Annotated in this window: 10 protein-coding genes; 5 read left to right on the top strand and 5 right to left on the bottom strand. The window is 52.8% G+C overall.

Annotated elements, in window-relative coordinates; all coding sequences use genetic code 11:
* Positions 1–7 precede the first annotated feature (7 nt).
* Positions 8–1,330: a sugar porter family MFS transporter gene (locus tag VF639_RS00230; protein WP_331143888.1), complete on the bottom strand. Its 1,323-nt coding sequence runs from the start codon at positions 1,328–1,330 to the stop codon at positions 8–10.
* A 199-nt stretch (positions 1,331–1,529) separates the two neighbouring features.
* Positions 1,530–4,235 (bottom strand): substrate-binding domain-containing protein, encoded by a 2,706-nt coding sequence (locus VF639_RS00225; protein WP_331143887.1) that lies wholly within the window; start codon positions 4,233–4,235, stop codon positions 1,530–1,532.
* 376 nt (positions 4,236–4,611) lie between these two features.
* Here VF639_RS00225 and VF639_RS00220 point away from each other — a divergent pair, with 376 nt between their 5' ends.
* On the top strand, positions 4,612–5,199 hold the full coding sequence (locus VF639_RS00220; RefSeq protein ID WP_331143886.1) for a cupin domain-containing protein: 588 nt from the start codon (positions 4,612–4,614) through the stop codon (positions 5,197–5,199).
* A 187-nt stretch (positions 5,200–5,386) separates the two neighbouring features.
* On the opposite strand, the gene VF639_RS00215 is transcribed toward VF639_RS00220, so the two are convergent.
* Entirely contained in the window at positions 5,387–6,514 is a 1,128-nt protein-coding gene (locus VF639_RS00215) for a metallophosphoesterase (RefSeq protein WP_331143885.1), read from the bottom strand.
* 583 nt (positions 6,515–7,097) lie between these two features.
* Here VF639_RS00215 and VF639_RS00210 point away from each other — a divergent pair.
* The 4 genes from VF639_RS00210 to VF639_RS00195 all read left to right on the top strand — a co-directional run bounded on the left by VF639_RS00210 (position 7,098) and on the right by VF639_RS00195 (position 10,672).
* The gene (locus VF639_RS00210; protein ID WP_331143884.1) at positions 7,098–8,798 is read left to right on the top strand and encodes a CotH family protein; all 1,701 of its coding nucleotides are present in this window, start codon (positions 7,098–7,100) and stop codon (positions 8,796–8,798) included.
* 456 nt (positions 8,799–9,254) lie between these two features.
* Positions 9,255–9,782 carry a helix-turn-helix transcriptional regulator gene (locus VF639_RS00205; RefSeq protein ID WP_331143883.1) on the top strand — a complete coding sequence of 176 codons (528 nt, stop codon included), beginning with the start codon at positions 9,255–9,257 and terminating at the stop codon, positions 9,780–9,782.
* A gap of 301 nt (positions 9,783–10,083) precedes the next feature.
* The gene (locus tag VF639_RS00200) at positions 10,084–10,299 is read left to right on the top strand and encodes a hypothetical protein (RefSeq protein WP_331143882.1); all 216 of its coding nucleotides are present in this window, start codon (positions 10,084–10,086) and stop codon (positions 10,297–10,299) included.
* A 157-nt stretch (positions 10,300–10,456) separates the two neighbouring features.
* On the top strand, positions 10,457–10,672 hold the full coding sequence (locus VF639_RS00195; protein WP_331143881.1) for a hypothetical protein: 216 nt from the start codon (positions 10,457–10,459) through the stop codon (positions 10,670–10,672).
* A 118-nt stretch (positions 10,673–10,790) separates the two neighbouring features.
* Here the strand turns inward: VF639_RS00195 and VF639_RS00190 are convergent, their stop codons facing one another.
* A complete protein-coding gene (locus VF639_RS00190; protein WP_331143880.1) occupies positions 10,791–13,379 on the bottom strand; it encodes a PAS domain-containing protein in 2,589 nt (862 codons plus the stop codon).
* Positions 13,380–13,573: 194 nt separating this feature from the next.
* Positions 13,574–15,244: an OmpA family protein gene (locus tag VF639_RS00185; protein ID WP_331143879.1), complete on the bottom strand. Its 1,671-nt coding sequence runs from the start codon at positions 15,242–15,244 to the stop codon at positions 13,574–13,576.
* Between the last annotated feature and the right edge of the window lie 616 nt (positions 15,245–15,860).

The following is a 15,860-nucleotide window of genomic DNA, read 5'->3' as shown; positions in this document are numbered from 1 at the left end:
TTCACCGTTAGTGCATGATCAAGGCTTTGTCTACCTGCTCAAGACTGGTGTTTTTGGTTTCGGGCATATAGCGCCAGACGAAGAGCAGCTGCAGCACCATCATGACGCAGAAAAACGCGAAGGTGTGGCCGCCGCCCAGCTGCTCGGCGAAGTAGGGAAAGGTGAAAGCAATGACCGTGGCCATCACCCAGTGGGTCGACGAACCCAGCGCCTGGCCTTTGGCGCGCACGGCATTCGGAAAAATCTCGGAGATAAATACCCAGATAACGGCCCCCTGCGAGAAGGCAAAGAAGGCAATGTACACGAACAGCAAAACCGGTACGGTGTACCCCGTAAACTGCTCACTGTAAAAGGCTCGCGCCACCAGCCCCAGGGTAAGGATAAGCCCCACCGAGCCAACGAACATGAGCGTACGCCGCCCAAACCGGTCGATTACGTTGACTCCCAAAAGAGTAAAGGCGAAATTCACCAGCCCAATACCAGCCGAGGAAAGCAGGGCCGCACCCTGGCCAAGGCCCGTCATTTCGAAGATGCGGGGGGCGTAATAGATGATGGCGTTGATGCCCGATACCTGGTTGAAAAAGGCGAAGGCCACTGCCAGCAGCACCGGCGTGCGGTATTGCGGTGCCCATAGCGACTCACTTTCCTGCCCCGCTCTGGCTTGCGAGGTCAGAATGGCGGCCACGTCGGCATCCACTGTTGTTGGGCTGATGATGCGCAGTACCTCGCGGCCTTCTTCCAGGCGGCCGTGCAGCAACAGCCACCGGGGGCTTTCGGGTACGCGCAGCAAAAACAGTAAAAAGGCTACCGCCGGCACGGCCTGCACCCCCAGCATCAGACGCCAGGAGTGGTCTCCGGCATTAGCCAACAGATAGTTGGAAAGGTAGGCGACCAGAATACCAAAGACGATGTTGAATTGAAACAAGCCCACTAGCTTGCCTCTGGATTCGGCCGGCGAAATCTCCGATATGTAAAGCGGAGCCGTCACCGAAGAGGCGCCTACTCCTAGACCTCCCAAAAAGCGGAACACCATAAAAGGAATCCAGGCCGGGGCCAGAGCAGCGCCCACGGCCGATACCAGATAGAGCACCGCAATCCAGCGTAGCGTCTGCCGCCGTCCTATTCGATCAGATGGAATGCCGCCGAACATGGCGCCAATGACCGTACCGATAAGGGCGATAGAAATAGTGAAGCCATGCTCAAAGGCGCTCAGCTGCCAAAGTTGTTGAATGGCTTTCTCGGCGCCCGAAATTACGGCCGTATCAAAGCCAAATAGGAATCCTCCAAGGGCTGTAACAATAGACCAGAAGAGCACTTTGCGTTGAACCATGGGAAGCGTTGCTGAAACGTTGACCCAAAACTCAACTTATTTCTAAGCAGCAGCTTGCTGCTTTCTTTCAAATACTTAAAGGATTCTTGCAATTGTTAAACATCTAGACAAGCAATTGATATATAGATATTTGTAAAATAACAAACGTTTGGGGAGCCCGCAATATGTTAGGTATTCTTGCACCGCTTGCACAAATCTGTCAGTGAGAGTTGGGCATGTGCAGTGCTTTGTACTCCGAGGGAGACACTTGGTACTTGCTTTTGAAGAGCGTAGCAAAGTAGGAAGGAGACGAAAACCCAGTTTGGTAGGCTACCTGCGCAATTGCACTGCCTTCTTGCAACAATAATAGTCGGGCTTTCGTGAGGCGCAGGCTCTGGATATAGTCGATTACACCAGTCCCAAGTAGTGCTTTCACTTTACGGTAAAGCTGCATCTGCGATACGCCGAGGCTACGAGCAATATCATCAACGTTGAGAGAGGGGCGGTCGAGGTTGGCTTCAATGATGGCGGTAAGGTCTGCCAGAAATTTCTGGTCAATGCGTTGGGGTGTTACGGTGGCCGTGTTCACGCTCAGTTCGCGCCGGAAATGCTCGCGTTGCTGGTCGCGGTTTCGTAACAGCGTGCGCAAACTCTCCAGCAAAAAAGCCGGGTTGAAAGGTTTGGTCAAGTACAGGTCGGCGCCGGCTTGCACACCTTCTATCTGTTGCTCGGGGGCATCACGGGCTGTGAGCAGCACCAGCGGAATGTGCGACGTGCGCCAGTCGCTTTTGAGGGCGGCGGCCACTTCCAAGCCATTAAGCTCGGGCAGGTTCACGTCGCAAATAATTACGTCGGGAATGTTTTCGCCCGCGAGGCGCAAACCCGCAGCTCCGTCGATAGCCGTACTCAGCTGAAAATGCGGCTGGAGTTTCTGCACCAGAAAATTACGCACCTCCTCATGATCCTCGATGATGAGGATTGTAGCGTCGGCACGTGTTAGCGGAGCCTGCTCGGCGAGTTCATGGAAGTCATCATCGGGCAAGAAAGTTAAGGGAACAGGCGGAGCACCATTCGGCTTTGCTTCCAGAAAGGCTGCTGGTTTGGCCAGGGGCAGGGTTACCTCAAACGTGCTACCCTGCCCGAGCTGGCTGCGAAAGGTGAGCTGCCCTTCGTGCAATCGGGTTAAACCTTCGGCCAGCGCCAACCCAAGCCCCGAGCCATTGGCCGAAGGATGGCTGCCTTGGTAAAACCATTCCAGAATATGTGACTGATCAGCTTCCGCAATCCCTCGGCCGGTGTCCTCCACACTTACTCGCACAGTGTCGGCGGGGCCGCGCTGAATGCTCACCTGAATATGGCCGCCGTCGGGAGTGTACTTGAAAGCGTTCGACAACAGGTTGAAGAATACTTTGTCGAGTATGTCACCATCAAACCACAAGCTGATATTGGGCTCGGCGGGTAAAAACCGGAACGTGATGTTGCGCTTGTGCGCGGTTTTCTCAAACACATCCATGATTTCGCGCACGAAGCTCACCAGGTTGCCTTCAGTGGCGCGCACGGCCATTTTGCCCACATCGATTTTCCGAAAATCGAGCAACTGATTTACTAGTTGCAACAGGCGCTGCGTGTTGCGGCGCATAAGGCGCAGGTCGTGCTGCTGAGCCTTCGTTAGGTCGGCCGGGCTGCTAAGCAAATCTTCCAGCGGCCCCAGGATGAGGGTGAGAGGAGTACGTAATTCGTGAGAAAAATTAGTGAAAAACCGCAGCTTAGCTTCCGAGGAACGGCGAGCTTCTTCCGCCAAATCCTCGATTCGATTGCGTTGAGTGCGAATCTCGGCATTCTGCTGCTCCAGCGTCCGCCGGATGCGCCGGTTGAGGCGCAACGAGCGCCAAGCCATGGCTCCTAACAGCACGGCTCCCAGCAGGCTCGCCAACAGCAAATACACGGCAGTTTTCTGGCTGGCATAGCGGCGCATTTGCTCTTGTAGCCGTAGCTGTTGCTGCTGAATATCACTCCGTTGTGCGGCCAACTGCTCGGTTTGAGTGCGGATGGTGCTGACGTTGGTTGAATCAACTACCATAGTGCCCAGCACATTTTCCTTGGCGTAGGGCTCATGGCGCAGAATGCGCAAAGCAGTGCGAATAGCTTCTTCTCCACCCGTCGGGTAAAGGAGAGTGGCATTCAGCGCGCCGTCCTCCACCAGTTGCAAACCGTTGCCTGGCCCCGGCAAGCCATCTACGCCAATAAGGCGGACGCGGCCCGCCAGACCGAGTTGCTGAAGCACTTGATGCGCCGCCCGAGCCATAGGGTCGTTGTGGGCAAAAATCAAGTTTATATCAGGGTGGGCCCGCAACAGAGCAGGTAGTTGCCGCAGTACCAAAGCAGTTCGCCAGTTTCCCTCCAATTGCGCCACGCGCTGTATGCGCGGATACCGAGCCAGCGCCTCCTTGAAACCTGTAGTACGGTCGGTAGCGGGCGACGAGCCTGGAGTGCCGGAAATCTCTAGCACCTTGCCGCGTTGGCGGAGCAGTTGGGCGGCGTAGCGGCCCGCGGTGCGGCCAACTTCCAAATTGTTGCCCCCAACATAAGCCGTGTAAGAGCCAGACGCGGTGCGCCGGTCGAGAATAATCACGGGGATGCCTTGATTGTAAGCGGCCTCGGTCAAGGCCGTTAACGGTCCCGATTGGTTGGGCGAAATAATCAGCAGATCAACCCGTTGCCGGATAAGTTCCTGTACCTGTTTGCGTTGCAGGTCGGAGTTGTTGTGTGCGTCCAGCATCCGAAACTGTACGTTCGGGTGAAAGCTCAGCTCCTTTTGCATGCCTGCTAGCATGCCTCGCCGCCATGCATCGTTGGTGGTGCACTGTGAGAAGCCAATGCGGTACTCTGGTTTCTGTTCTGTAGGGACACAACTGTTTACTTCCACCAGTAGCAGAAGCAGAAACAGAAGCCGATGGGATTGAAAGTTCAGATAGCCAGAAACTTAATGAAGGACCTAGTGCTGCTAATCAGCTTGCAGCTTGGTTAAATAACCAAGGATTTTAACTCGACGGCACGCTACAATGTACAAACATTAGTGAAAGACGGTTTGTTGACGCGGCCAATGCACCATATTACTTTAAATCCAGGAGTACTAGTGCACACAGATGAATTGAGTGTGGGCTATAGCTTGTGCGCTATTAGAGCTTTCTGTTTCATAAGGCTGCTTTGTGGCGGCCGCAGGTCAACCTAAAGTGCCAGTCTTCGTTGCCTAGCTTGAGGCAGTTCGCTTTGAATGACTGTTACATAAGTGTCACGCGTCCATGAATCGGAAAAAGTTTCTGCGCCTGAGCGGTGCGTCAACCTTCGGCATGCTAGTCTCCTCGCTAGCAGCGGGAAATGCTGCGCCCGCACCCGAAACGTATGCTTTCGCTGACGATGGGCGCATTCCCAATAGCCGCTATCCTTTATTGGTATACCGAAAGGCGTTTACGGCCACGGGGGCGGCGGGTGCGTCTTGGTTGGAAAGCCGATTTGCTGCCAACAATTGGACAAACTCCTGGCGCAATGGCGTCTTTCCTTATCACCATTACCACAGTACCTCCCATGAAGTACTAGGTGTATACAGTGGCACCGCATTATTGCATATGGGCGGCGAAAAGGGCAAAGCTGTGCACGTAGCAGCCGGCGACATCTTGGTTATACCGGCCGGCGTTGGACACAAGAAAATAGAAGCTTCCGCAGATTTTGGGGTAGTAGGCGCCTATCCTGATGGTCGCTCTTACGATGTGCTGCGTGGGGAACCAGGAGAACGACCAAAGGCCGATCAGCGCATTGCCGCCTTACCCCGCCCCACATTGGACCCACTAATTGGCCGCGAAGGCGGAGTGCAGCATTTTTGGTCGGCGTGAGTGCCAATGCCAGCTTATGGCTGAGTGCTCTTATACACACTTACTTGAGTTGGATGGAAAGCTTGGGCCATCAGCCAGAAGCGGCAGGCAATCAGGCATTAGAGGACTAAGAGCGTAGAGCAACCCAAAACAACTCGAGTGCCACCTCTGACCCGACAGTGTAGCAGCTTAATGTAGCAATGGCTATCTATATAAGCAGAGCCCGCGTGGTTTGAGTGAAGCTGCCAGCATGTAACTGCACGTAGTATAAGCCGGCAGGTAATGCCTTGCGTCGCCAGGTAATTTGATGCTGTCCTGCTTGTAGCAGGCCTTGGTAGAGGGTGGTTACTTCCTGGCCAAGGGAATTATAAACCCGAACCTCCACTTTAGCTGGGGCCGGAAGTGAAAATGCGACTCTTGTGGCATCCTCGAAAGGATTGGGACTGATAGGATAAAGCTTTGGTACTGGGCTCAAGGCCTGGTGAAGCACATAGGAATCTTGCAGCACCCGGCGCCGGTTGTAAAACTGCAAAGTTAGACTATCGGGAGTGGCTTGAAGTAGCATGGCGCCGTAATCTCCATTGTAAATAAACTGGCTTTCAGTTAGTCGCGTTTGGTTGACCCGATATACACTGCGGCCGCCTAGTCCGTTGACAATGTACGGTAACTCGTTTACCACTAACCGTTCGTAATGATGATCGTGGCCAGCTAGTACCAACGAGGCTCCCCATTCACGAAATGGCCATTGCAGTGCGAGTGTGCTGCCATGTACACCCGAAGAGTAGGGAGCGTGATGTAAGTACACAATTTTCCAGTGCGCCTTTGAAGCAGCCAGTCTCGCCTGTAGCCACTGAGCCTGCACCGAATTGACTTTGATGCCATCTGGTTCGGCAGGATCACTGTTGAGCGCAAAGAAATGAACATCACCTCGCACAAATTCATAATAGCGCCCATTGCCTGGCAGGGTGAAATAGTCGCGGTACGCCTCGCCGTTGCGAGTGTAATAATCGTGGTTGCCTAAAGAAGGGAAGAAGCGGTTAGTGGAAGCACTCGGCCCATAGTGGCCTCTATAGTTATAGATGTAGGCATGATAGTATTGACCGATGTTTTGGTCGATGGTGGTGGAATCACCTAAGTCATAGTTGTTGTCGCCTAATGTGATGATGAATTCCGGGTCCCAGCTCTTTACCAATTCTGCTACATCTCGCTCCGCTGGTCCTGCATAGCCATAGTCGCCAATAGCCGCAAAGCGCTGCCCGTAGCTGAAGCTTGTTATAATCCAGAAGCCTAGCACCCCTGCTAAACGGAATAGACCCGAGCCAAAACGAGCACTCATAGGATCGGCTTTATGACAAACAGTATTGATTAAAGAATATTTCATGAATATAAGGAAAGCTAGGTATTTAGCTTTTAATTCGCACCACCTTATTTAATACGTCCTATTAACTATTGCATGGCAGTATAGTTTTAGAACAACATCTAATATATCTTTTATTACTAAGAATCTCCCCTCAACAAAAAAATTTAGCGATTTACGGATGGAAGCGTGCAACCATTCGACGGTTTGCATACTCATGTGAACGAGTTAGCCTACAAGGGCTGCCTGAAATATTTATAAATTTAATTGTAATAACTAAAGTTAAGGCCTGTGGTTCGCATCGTTGTAATATGCAATAGTTGATTTTGATCGCCACATAGCAAAAACAATACTTCCTATACATCCGAAGACCTGGCGTTTGCCTGTAGATAAAGCCTCACGTTGAATAGCAAGAACAAATACGTTAAGTGTCTAATAATTCAATTACCTGCCGAATGAAACGCAGTTGATTAATACGGTAGTTGAAGTGTAAACTAAATTTCGGGACGGTGTTTCGTAATAAGTATCGAGTAATCATTTAAATAAAATCATAAAAAATAAAATGCAACTAAGAATTACGCTTCTATTACTTTTTTTAATAAGCGCAACATCTAAAATTATTGCTGGCGACACGCTTGCCATTGCCTCTCACTTCTATCATATTGATCATAATAAGAATATTATTATAGTCAACCAACCAGCTAGTGCACTTAACACAAGATTCGGGAATCCAAAAAGTCATATTTCTCTAGATCATAACTATGAATTCGCTCGGCCAGTGCGACAAGTTTATACTGATTCTTCTTATCAAGTTTCATTAGCCGATTCAGCTTATACTCTATACTTTACGCAGTTGCCAATTATACATATCAACACCAAGTATGCAGTGGCCGACACACCAAGTGTGTATGCACAGTTCAGAATGGTTGAAGGCACTGGTACTGTCACAGAATCTAATTTAGGAATTGAAATCAGGGGCGCCTTCTCTCAAACGTTCCCGAAAAAGTCTTACGAACTCAATTTTTGGAGTGACACAACGGGCGCTGTAGAACGGGAGCTAAGGCTGCTGAATATGAGAGAGGACAATAAGTGGAATCTACAAGCTTTATATAATGAGCCACTTCGAATTAATAGCAAGATAGCCAATGAGTTGTGGCTAGATATTCATGAGCTATACTACAAGGCGGCAGAACCAACTGCCAAGAGTGGTATAGCTATGACTTACATAGAGCTTTTTATCAACGAGGAGTACAGGGGATTGTACGCGTTGACCGAGCGAGTAGACCGGAAGCAGTTGAAGCTTAAAAAATACAATAATGGTATAAAAGGCGAGCTATACAAAGGCTATCATTGGGGAGGGGCTGTCACTTTCACCGACTTGCCTCCTTTCTCTAACGCAAGCTCAACTTGGGGCGGTTTCGAGTATAAGCATCCGGATGAATTAACTGATTGGACTAACCTATATAATTTTGTTAATTTTGTTAAAAATAGTAGCAATCAAACATTCTACAACAATTATCGGCAGCGATTTAGGTTCGATAATGCTGTTGATTATTATATTCTCTTGAATCTGCTGCGTGCTACCGATAACACGGGAAAGAATATTTATATAGCAAAATACAAAACTGGCGACCCATACTTTTATGTTCCTTGGGATTTGGACGGAGTGTTTGGTACTGATTGGCAAGGTCAGGTGGTAAACACAACTAATGATATTATGACGAATGGTCTTTATGACCGATTAATTCAAGATTGCTCTCCGGGTGGTTTCCGGGAGAAGTTGACCGAGCGCTGGACTCAGCTAAGAGCTAGTGTAATCACTGAAAATAATATCATAAGTAAATTCCGAGTGAACAGTGATTTCCTCTTGCGGAATAAGATTTATGAGCGAGAGCATATTGCATTGAATACTTATTCTGTTGATACCACCTACGTTTCCTACATGAGCAATTGGCTTAGAGATAGGTTAAACTATTTGGATGTCGCATTCAACCAGCCGTGTACCCCCCTTAGCAACAATGTTGTTAAGCAAGAGAAAACATTAGAACTGTATCCAAACCCGGCAAATGACTATCTAGTCATTGAAACCGACGCACTGCTGTTTGAATTACACATTCGAGATATGAGGGGCAAAACGGTTCTTAAGACCAGCATGAAGGGCCGCACCAACAAAGTTGATCTTCAGTCCATAGCAAAAGGCATTTATACAGTAACCCTGACAAACGCTGAAACAATACAAACTAAGAGGTTGGTAGTCAACTAACTATTGCTAAGGTTGAGAGTGGCAGAGCAGATAGCTGAAGATCGACGATACTATCGATAACACAAGGCAGCGCCGGACCATAAAAAATAAGCCGCTACCTGTGTTGGTCCTTGAGCTGTTTGCCGACGACCACCGGCCGGATCATCACTATTATATCGAGCGGCTCGAAGATCATCTGGCGCGTTTCCCCCTGGTAAGTTTCCCACGCCCACAGCTTCTACCTGCTGCTTTACATCACGCGAGGCCGCGGCACCCACGCCATCGATTTAGTTACCTGCGACCCGGCGGGCTCTACTTCCCGGTGCCGGGCCAAGCCCACAGCACAGATGGAGCCTGTCAGACGATGCGCAGGGGTACATCGTCTTTTTCAGTGCCGCGTTCTACCTGCGCCACTACCCGGCCGACCGGCTGAGCTCTTACCCGTTTTTCGACCCTGGCCAGTTACCCGTATTATACTTGCCACCCACCGAAACCAACCTGCGGGAATTGTTAGCGCGCATGCTGGACGAGAAAGCCCTAGCTGCCGCCAATCATGATGAGGTAGTGGGCACCTATTTGTATCTGCTGCTCGAGCTGGCAGGACGTTCTTACGCGCGGCTGCAAACGCCGCAGGCGCCCTCGCATGGCCTGCAGCAGGTCCGTGCCTTCAGCCAACTACTCGATGCCCACTTTCGCGCCGAGAAAAGCGTGCGCTACTACGCTGACAGACTGGTCCTGACGGCCAACCACCTCAACGTCCTTTGTCGGCGTGTCGTCAATCAGACCGCCAGTGACCTGATCCACGAGCGGGTCATCACCGAGGCGCAACGGCTGCTGGCACATTCCAGCCAAAGTGTAAGTCAAATTGCCAACCAATTAGGCTTCGAGGATGCCCCTTACTTCACCCGTTACTTCAAGAAGTATGTTGGCCAGACGCCCGAAGCCTTCCGTCACCATCAATCGTCCCTGAGTCGAGTCCGGATATATAGTGAAGTTGCCTACTAACAGCGGTGCCGCAATCTGCTGATAAGTAAGGTTTAGGGTCACGAAGCCTTCAACCAACTCTGCGGCATACCCGAGCCACCTACTGTTGCCAGGCTCTGGTACACTCTAATGCGCGGGGCCCTGATCCACCGATTGAAACGACCTTGTCACTACCGTGCTTGTCGCTAATTGGCATCGATTGGGGAAGAGGTGGATGTTGTTCATCGACTTTTCCGAGTCATTAGGCGGTACTCCAGGTTGGTCTGGCTAGATGGAAACAGTATGAGCTTGCCAACCAAGTAGGATGCCAGGATCTTTGTCTATGCATTTCCTCCTTCTGTTGTGGTTAAGTCAGCATCCTTCGTTGATTAAAGATGAGGAGGGTAGCCACCAACTGGTGCTAGCTGCCCTCGCGCTCCTCCACGACCCGTCCTGCCTGCTGCGCCCCTATGAGCGTAGTCTATTAAGCCGAGTTGCCAGTCGCGAGATGACCTTGAGCCACATGTTGGCTTATCTGCGGGAACAAGAACAGGGCTAAGCTGCTAGCTACTTGCCTGGTGTTACAGCTCCCCTTTTTGCTTTTGTATCACTGCTCACCAGCCGCCGGCTAATCCTGATTCAATAGGGAGGTGCTCGGAGCGCTGAATGCTTGGTTTTAGCTTGATATTCTAACCTCTAATTCAATTTTTTGCCTTATGCCTGAGTCCGTTGCGCTGCTAGCTACTGTACAAGGCCGTCAACGGTTAGTGATGACTGCACTCAACTTAACCCGTGATACTGCCCTGGCGCCCATCCCATCCGAGTTGCACTTACTCGAGCAGTTTGTGCGAGGAAATCTTACGTTAGACCAAATAGTAGCCTGTCTGGAAGAAGCGCCAGAATATGCCTTAACCGCCGTGCTCGAGCACTAGCAGCGCAGCCGGCCGCTCGCGCAAGCAGGTCTGATGAGTTGCGTGGTTGCTGATTGAGGAGCGGCGGCACTTGCCGGAACAGGGGGGTACAAGTGAAAAACGGCACTAGTAGCTTGGACTAGCGGGGGAAGTAGACGGAAAAGGTGGAGCCAATATTAAGCTGGCTTGCTACCTCAATCTTACCGCCTGCATTTTCCATTATCTTCTTCACCATGTACAGCCCGATACCTGAACCCTCGACGTGGGTATGGTAACGCTGGAACATGGCAAATAGCTTTTCCCGCTGCCGTAAGTCAATGCCGAGGCCATTATCTTGTACTTCTAGCAGCAGATAGTCGCCTTCGGGGCGGGCGCGCAGGTGCACTTGGGCGGGCCGCTCGGGATGCCGGTACTTAAGGGCATTGCTGAGCAGGTTGTACACCACCGAGCGCAAGTTCTTTTCCGAGAAGGCAATGGGCGGACACGTTTGTACCGCTACGGTTACTTCAGCGGCCGTCTGCTTGAGCAAAGGGGTTAAATCCAGTTGCACGTCCGCGATGATGTCGGCCAGGTTGACTTGGGTAAACGGCTGCACATATTCTTTTTGCAGCTTACTCACGTCGGTTAAATGTTCGATGGTACGCTTGAAGCGTTCCACTGAATCACGCATATGATGCAGAATGGGCTCTACACTCTGCTCTGAGTTCGGGGCGGGCGGCAACTCCTGGCGCAAGGCATTGAGCAAGCCTTCGATGTTGGTGATAGGGGCGCGTAAGTCGTGCGAAGCGGTGTAAATGAAATTGTCTAAATCGGCATTGGTGCGGGTAAGTTGGGCATTGGAATCCCGGAGCTCTTCATTGGACACCTGGAGTTCCTCGTTCAGCGCCGCCAGGTCTTCGTTGAGGGTCTGTACCTGCTCCCGCGCCAGTACTTGCTCGGTTATATCCGTCACCAAGGAGTAAAAGCCTAAGATCTGCCCGTTCTGCACATCGGGTACGTAGCTGGTGGCGATATACTTGGTGAAGTTCTCGCGGTAATGCATTCGGGCCTCGAAATCCACCCGCTCGCCGGCCAGAGCCCGCTCGATGTACTCTTGGGCTTGTTGATAAGCCAGCTCCCCAACAACATCACGTGCGGACTGGCCTAATAGGGCGGCCGGATCTTGGTTGAACCACGTGCCGTACGCGTGGTTGGCGAAGCGGTACTTCTGCTCCTGGTCCAGGTAACCGATGAGCACGGGCAAGGCGTCGGTGAGCAGTTGAAGCCGCTGGGCACTGGCGGCGCTAGCCTGGCGGGCCAATACTTGGTCGGTCACTTCAAAAGCAAACACGAGGACGCCATCGATGCGCCCCTGCTCGTCGTAGCGGGGCTGCTGAATGTAATTGAAGTAGCGGTCCACCACCACCCCATCTACGGAGCGGGCAAGAGGGATAAGTAGCGCTTGTTCCTGGTGCGTCTGGCCAGTTTGGTACACCTGTTGAAACGTGCGATAAACGGCGTGGTCGGTGATTTCGGGAAGAGCCTGCAAAATAGGTAAACCGAGCAGCTCCCGGTCGGGGAACAGCTGCTGGTAGCCTGGGTTGACTAGCTCATACACCAGGTTGGGGCCAGCGAGAATGCAGATAGCGGCGGGCGCCTGCATGAAGAGGGCTTCCAGCCGGCGGCGTTGCTGTTCGGTCTGTATCTGGGCCAGCTGGAGTTGCTGGGTGCGGTCGGCCACGCGTGCTTCCAGTTCTTGGTTCAGGCTTTGCAAATCTAGCTGGGTGCTGATCAGCTCGTCGTTGCTAGCCCTGACTTCTTCGTTGGCCGCCTGCAATTCTTCATTGCTGGTAGCCATTTCCTCGTTTATCAGATTGGTTTGCCGTTCCTGTTCTTCTATCTGTTGCCGAGCCACAACCAGGGCCGTCACGTCATTGGCCACTACCAGCACGCCGGTTGTGGTGCTCTCAGCGTCGAACTGCGGTTGATAAACAAAGTTGAAATAGATGGTTTCGCGCCGGCCATGGCGCTGTAGCTCCACCGGTAGTTCGGTGCCCGTATACGGCTGCCCAGAGCGGAGCACCCCGTCCAGCAAGTCGTCAATGCCTTGGCCCACAAGCTCGGGCATGGCTTCAAGCAGGGGTAAGCCCACCACCTGCTGCTGGGTGCGAGCCCATATTTCGCAAACCGCCGGGTTGGCCAGCGTGATGCGGTAAGTAGGCCCTTCGAGGTAGGCAATGGCCACGGGAGCCTGGTGCAGTACGTCCGACAACTGCTGCTGCTGTCGCTCGGCTTGGTCTCGCGCGGCACGCTCCCGGGCTTGGCTGGCGCGGAGGGCTTGCTCGGCGGCGGTGCGGTCGTGGTCGGAGGTGTCGGAGAAGCTTACTACCAGCAACTCCCCGGCGCGTTCGGCCGCGAGCTGGAAGAAGTTGTCGAGGCCGTCGTGCTGATAGTTGACGTCGTAACGGCCGGGTTGGCCGGAGAGAAACGAGTCGCGGTAAAAGGCGAAAATCCCTTCTTCGACGGCCGCTGGGTACAGCGTGAGGAAGGTAGCAGATGGTTGCCCTGGCAACTGTAACATGCGCTGCGCGGCCGGATTGAGGCGCACGTAGGCTAGGTCCACTACCTGACCAGCAGGAGCATACACGGGACGGAACAAGATAACTCCCGTCAGCGAAACGTCGAATAAAACCTGAAGTACATCGTTGGGGAGTAGTTGTTCAGGCCCCGAAACAGGAGTAACAGCCATAAAAAAAACAGCAAAGCAAAAATACAATCGGCGTCGGGCAGAGTGTTGGCTCTGCCTTACCAGCGCCACTCGCCCGGCCGTATTCGGCAAGCAAATGCCAGCCGGGCAGAGGGCTCTATTTAATTACAAGGGTACCTGACAAGCACTTGCCACGGCATTTTGTTGGCGCGGCAGGTGAATTTGCGTATTGTGGCCTAGCGTTTTGGTTTTGCGCTGGGGCGGCTAGTCCGGCGGGCCGTGCCTCCGCTCTTCTTTTTTGTAGTAGGACGCTTCTTGCGCACCACAGTCTTCGCGCCTCCTTTCTTTTTAACTGCCTTTTTCTTTGCCGGGGCAGCAGTCTTCGGAATGGTAGGCTCGGGTCCGTACTTCACCTGGGCCGCGTTGGGGTCACCCGTCAGGAACAAGTCGAACTCCACGCGGCGGTTCTGGGCACGCCCGGCGTCGGTTGAGTTGGTAGTTACTGGTTGGGTGGCCCCATAGCCTAGCCACTCGATGCGGGATTCGGTTAGGCCGCGGTTGAGCAGGTAGTGGCGGGCGGCGGCGGCCCGCTCGCGCGCGAGGCGCTGGTTGAAGGCCGCCGGGCCCTGGCTATCGGTGTGGCCAGCTACACTCAACGAGTAGTCGGGGTACTCTTTCAGCAATTCGGCTATGGCATCCAGGGTAGGGTAGGAAGTAGGCAGCAACGTAGCCTGGTTGCGTTCAAACCCAATCAACCGGGTGGCTTCCGCGAGGCGCTGCCGGCTCTCGGCTTTAATTTCCGGGCAGCCGCGGTTGGCCGCTGGTCCGGCCCGGTCGGGGCAACGGTCATCGGTATTGAGCACCCCGTCGCCGTCGGTATCGGTGGGGCTGGTGGCGGCGGGCGCGGGAGGGGGTGGTGCTATCGGGCACCCGGTGGCGTTGACGGTGGAGCCGGCGGGCGTATCGGGGCAGGTATCTTCTTCGTCGGCAACGCCATCGTTGTCGGTATCGGGGCAGCCGTGCAATTCGGGCTTGCCTGGTTTCTCGGGGCAGGCATCGTCGCTGTTATCGACGCCGTCGTTGTCGGTGTCGGGGCAGCCGTGCAGCTCGGCCGTACCGGTTTGGCCTGGGCACTGGTCTAAGTAGTTCGGTACGCCGTCCTGATCGTCATCGAACGCGCAGCCGTGCTCGTCGACTTCCAGGCCATTGGGCGTGGAAGGGCAGTGGTCCAGCCGATCGGCTACGCCATCTTCGTCGAAATCGGGGCCTTGGCCGAGATTGATGGTTAACCCCACGGTGTGCTGAAGAAAACGATCGGACCAGCGCGGCGTGCTTAGCTCCGTAGAGCCATCTAAGTTGGCCCGTAGGGGGGTGTGCTGGGTGCTTTGCACGGAAAAACTTACCCCGCGGCCTAAGCGCAGATTGATGCCGGCGCCAGCTTGCACGTCGAGGTAGCCTTTGTCTTCATCCATGCGGGTGCCATCGATCTGGCCGGTGCGGCTGGCATAAGTCCAGCCGGAGGCGGCCAGCAAGTACGGCTGCAACCGCGCCTCCTCCTTCAGCGCCCAACCGTTGTTAAGCTTGAGCTTGAACCCCGCGTTTATATTGATTAGCGTGGTGTTGAAGTACGTGTTGGCACTGCGGCGCCCCATCAACTGGCCATAAATTACCTGCGAATTCAAGTCGAGGCCGCGAGTCAGGTATTGGTTGATGGCCAAGCCTGGGGCATATTCGTTGTTATCGAACTTCCAGTAGTTCGAGCCAAAGTTGCCTTCATATTGCAGCGCGCTGCCCGTAAGGCCCAGGCTGGTACGGCGCTCCGCGGTTTGAGCGTGAGTTGCCGGTTGACTGCCGAGTAGCACCAATGGCAAAATCAGTCCGCGAAGAATTAGTAGAAATTGCTTCATTGAAAAAGTACAGCGTGCGGAGCCCATCCGTGAGCTATACGGGGGCTTATGATCTTATAAGTATCAAATAAATTAAATAGAGTTATTCCGGTTGCATTCACTTTAACCGTGCTCCTATCTGAAGTTCCACCCACCCAACAAACCTGCATTTGATACTTCATGAAAGAGGAAAGACAATCTATTTTATATCTTTTCCAAGATTAAGATAAAAACTCTACCACGGCTTCTTTGCTTAAACGCGGTGAAAACCTGAATTTTACCCTATTTTTCGATGCGTTGGCAGATTGCTACATAGTAGTACTGCAAAGATACTATTTCATTCTTCCCATTCAGAATAAGCAGACAGGAGCCGGCGCGAAAGGATGTAAGAATTGGTTTGTTTAGAACGCGGTAGGTTTCACTGCTTAACAAGCAGAGGCGTGCGGCAGATAGCAGCAGAGGCGCTGTTTTCACTTCAGGCTTCAGCCGACAAAAGAAGTGCGCGCATTTAAAATCTTTTGCCTTCAACGAGATGGAAAACGTGAACTAACGCTCTTGGTAGGGGAGAAAGGCAAGAGAGCATTAAAATATAGTTGAGCTTGTATTGAAGCGTAAGAATCACTTCCTTCGGTCAGCA

Source organism: Hymenobacter sp. (assembly GCF_036387835.1).
In the GTDB taxonomy this organism is placed as follows: Bacteria; Bacteroidota; Bacteroidia; order Cytophagales; family Hymenobacteraceae; genus Hymenobacter.
The sequence above is the reverse complement of the archived record's forward strand: the minus strand, read 5'-3'. Positions and strand labels throughout refer to the sequence as shown.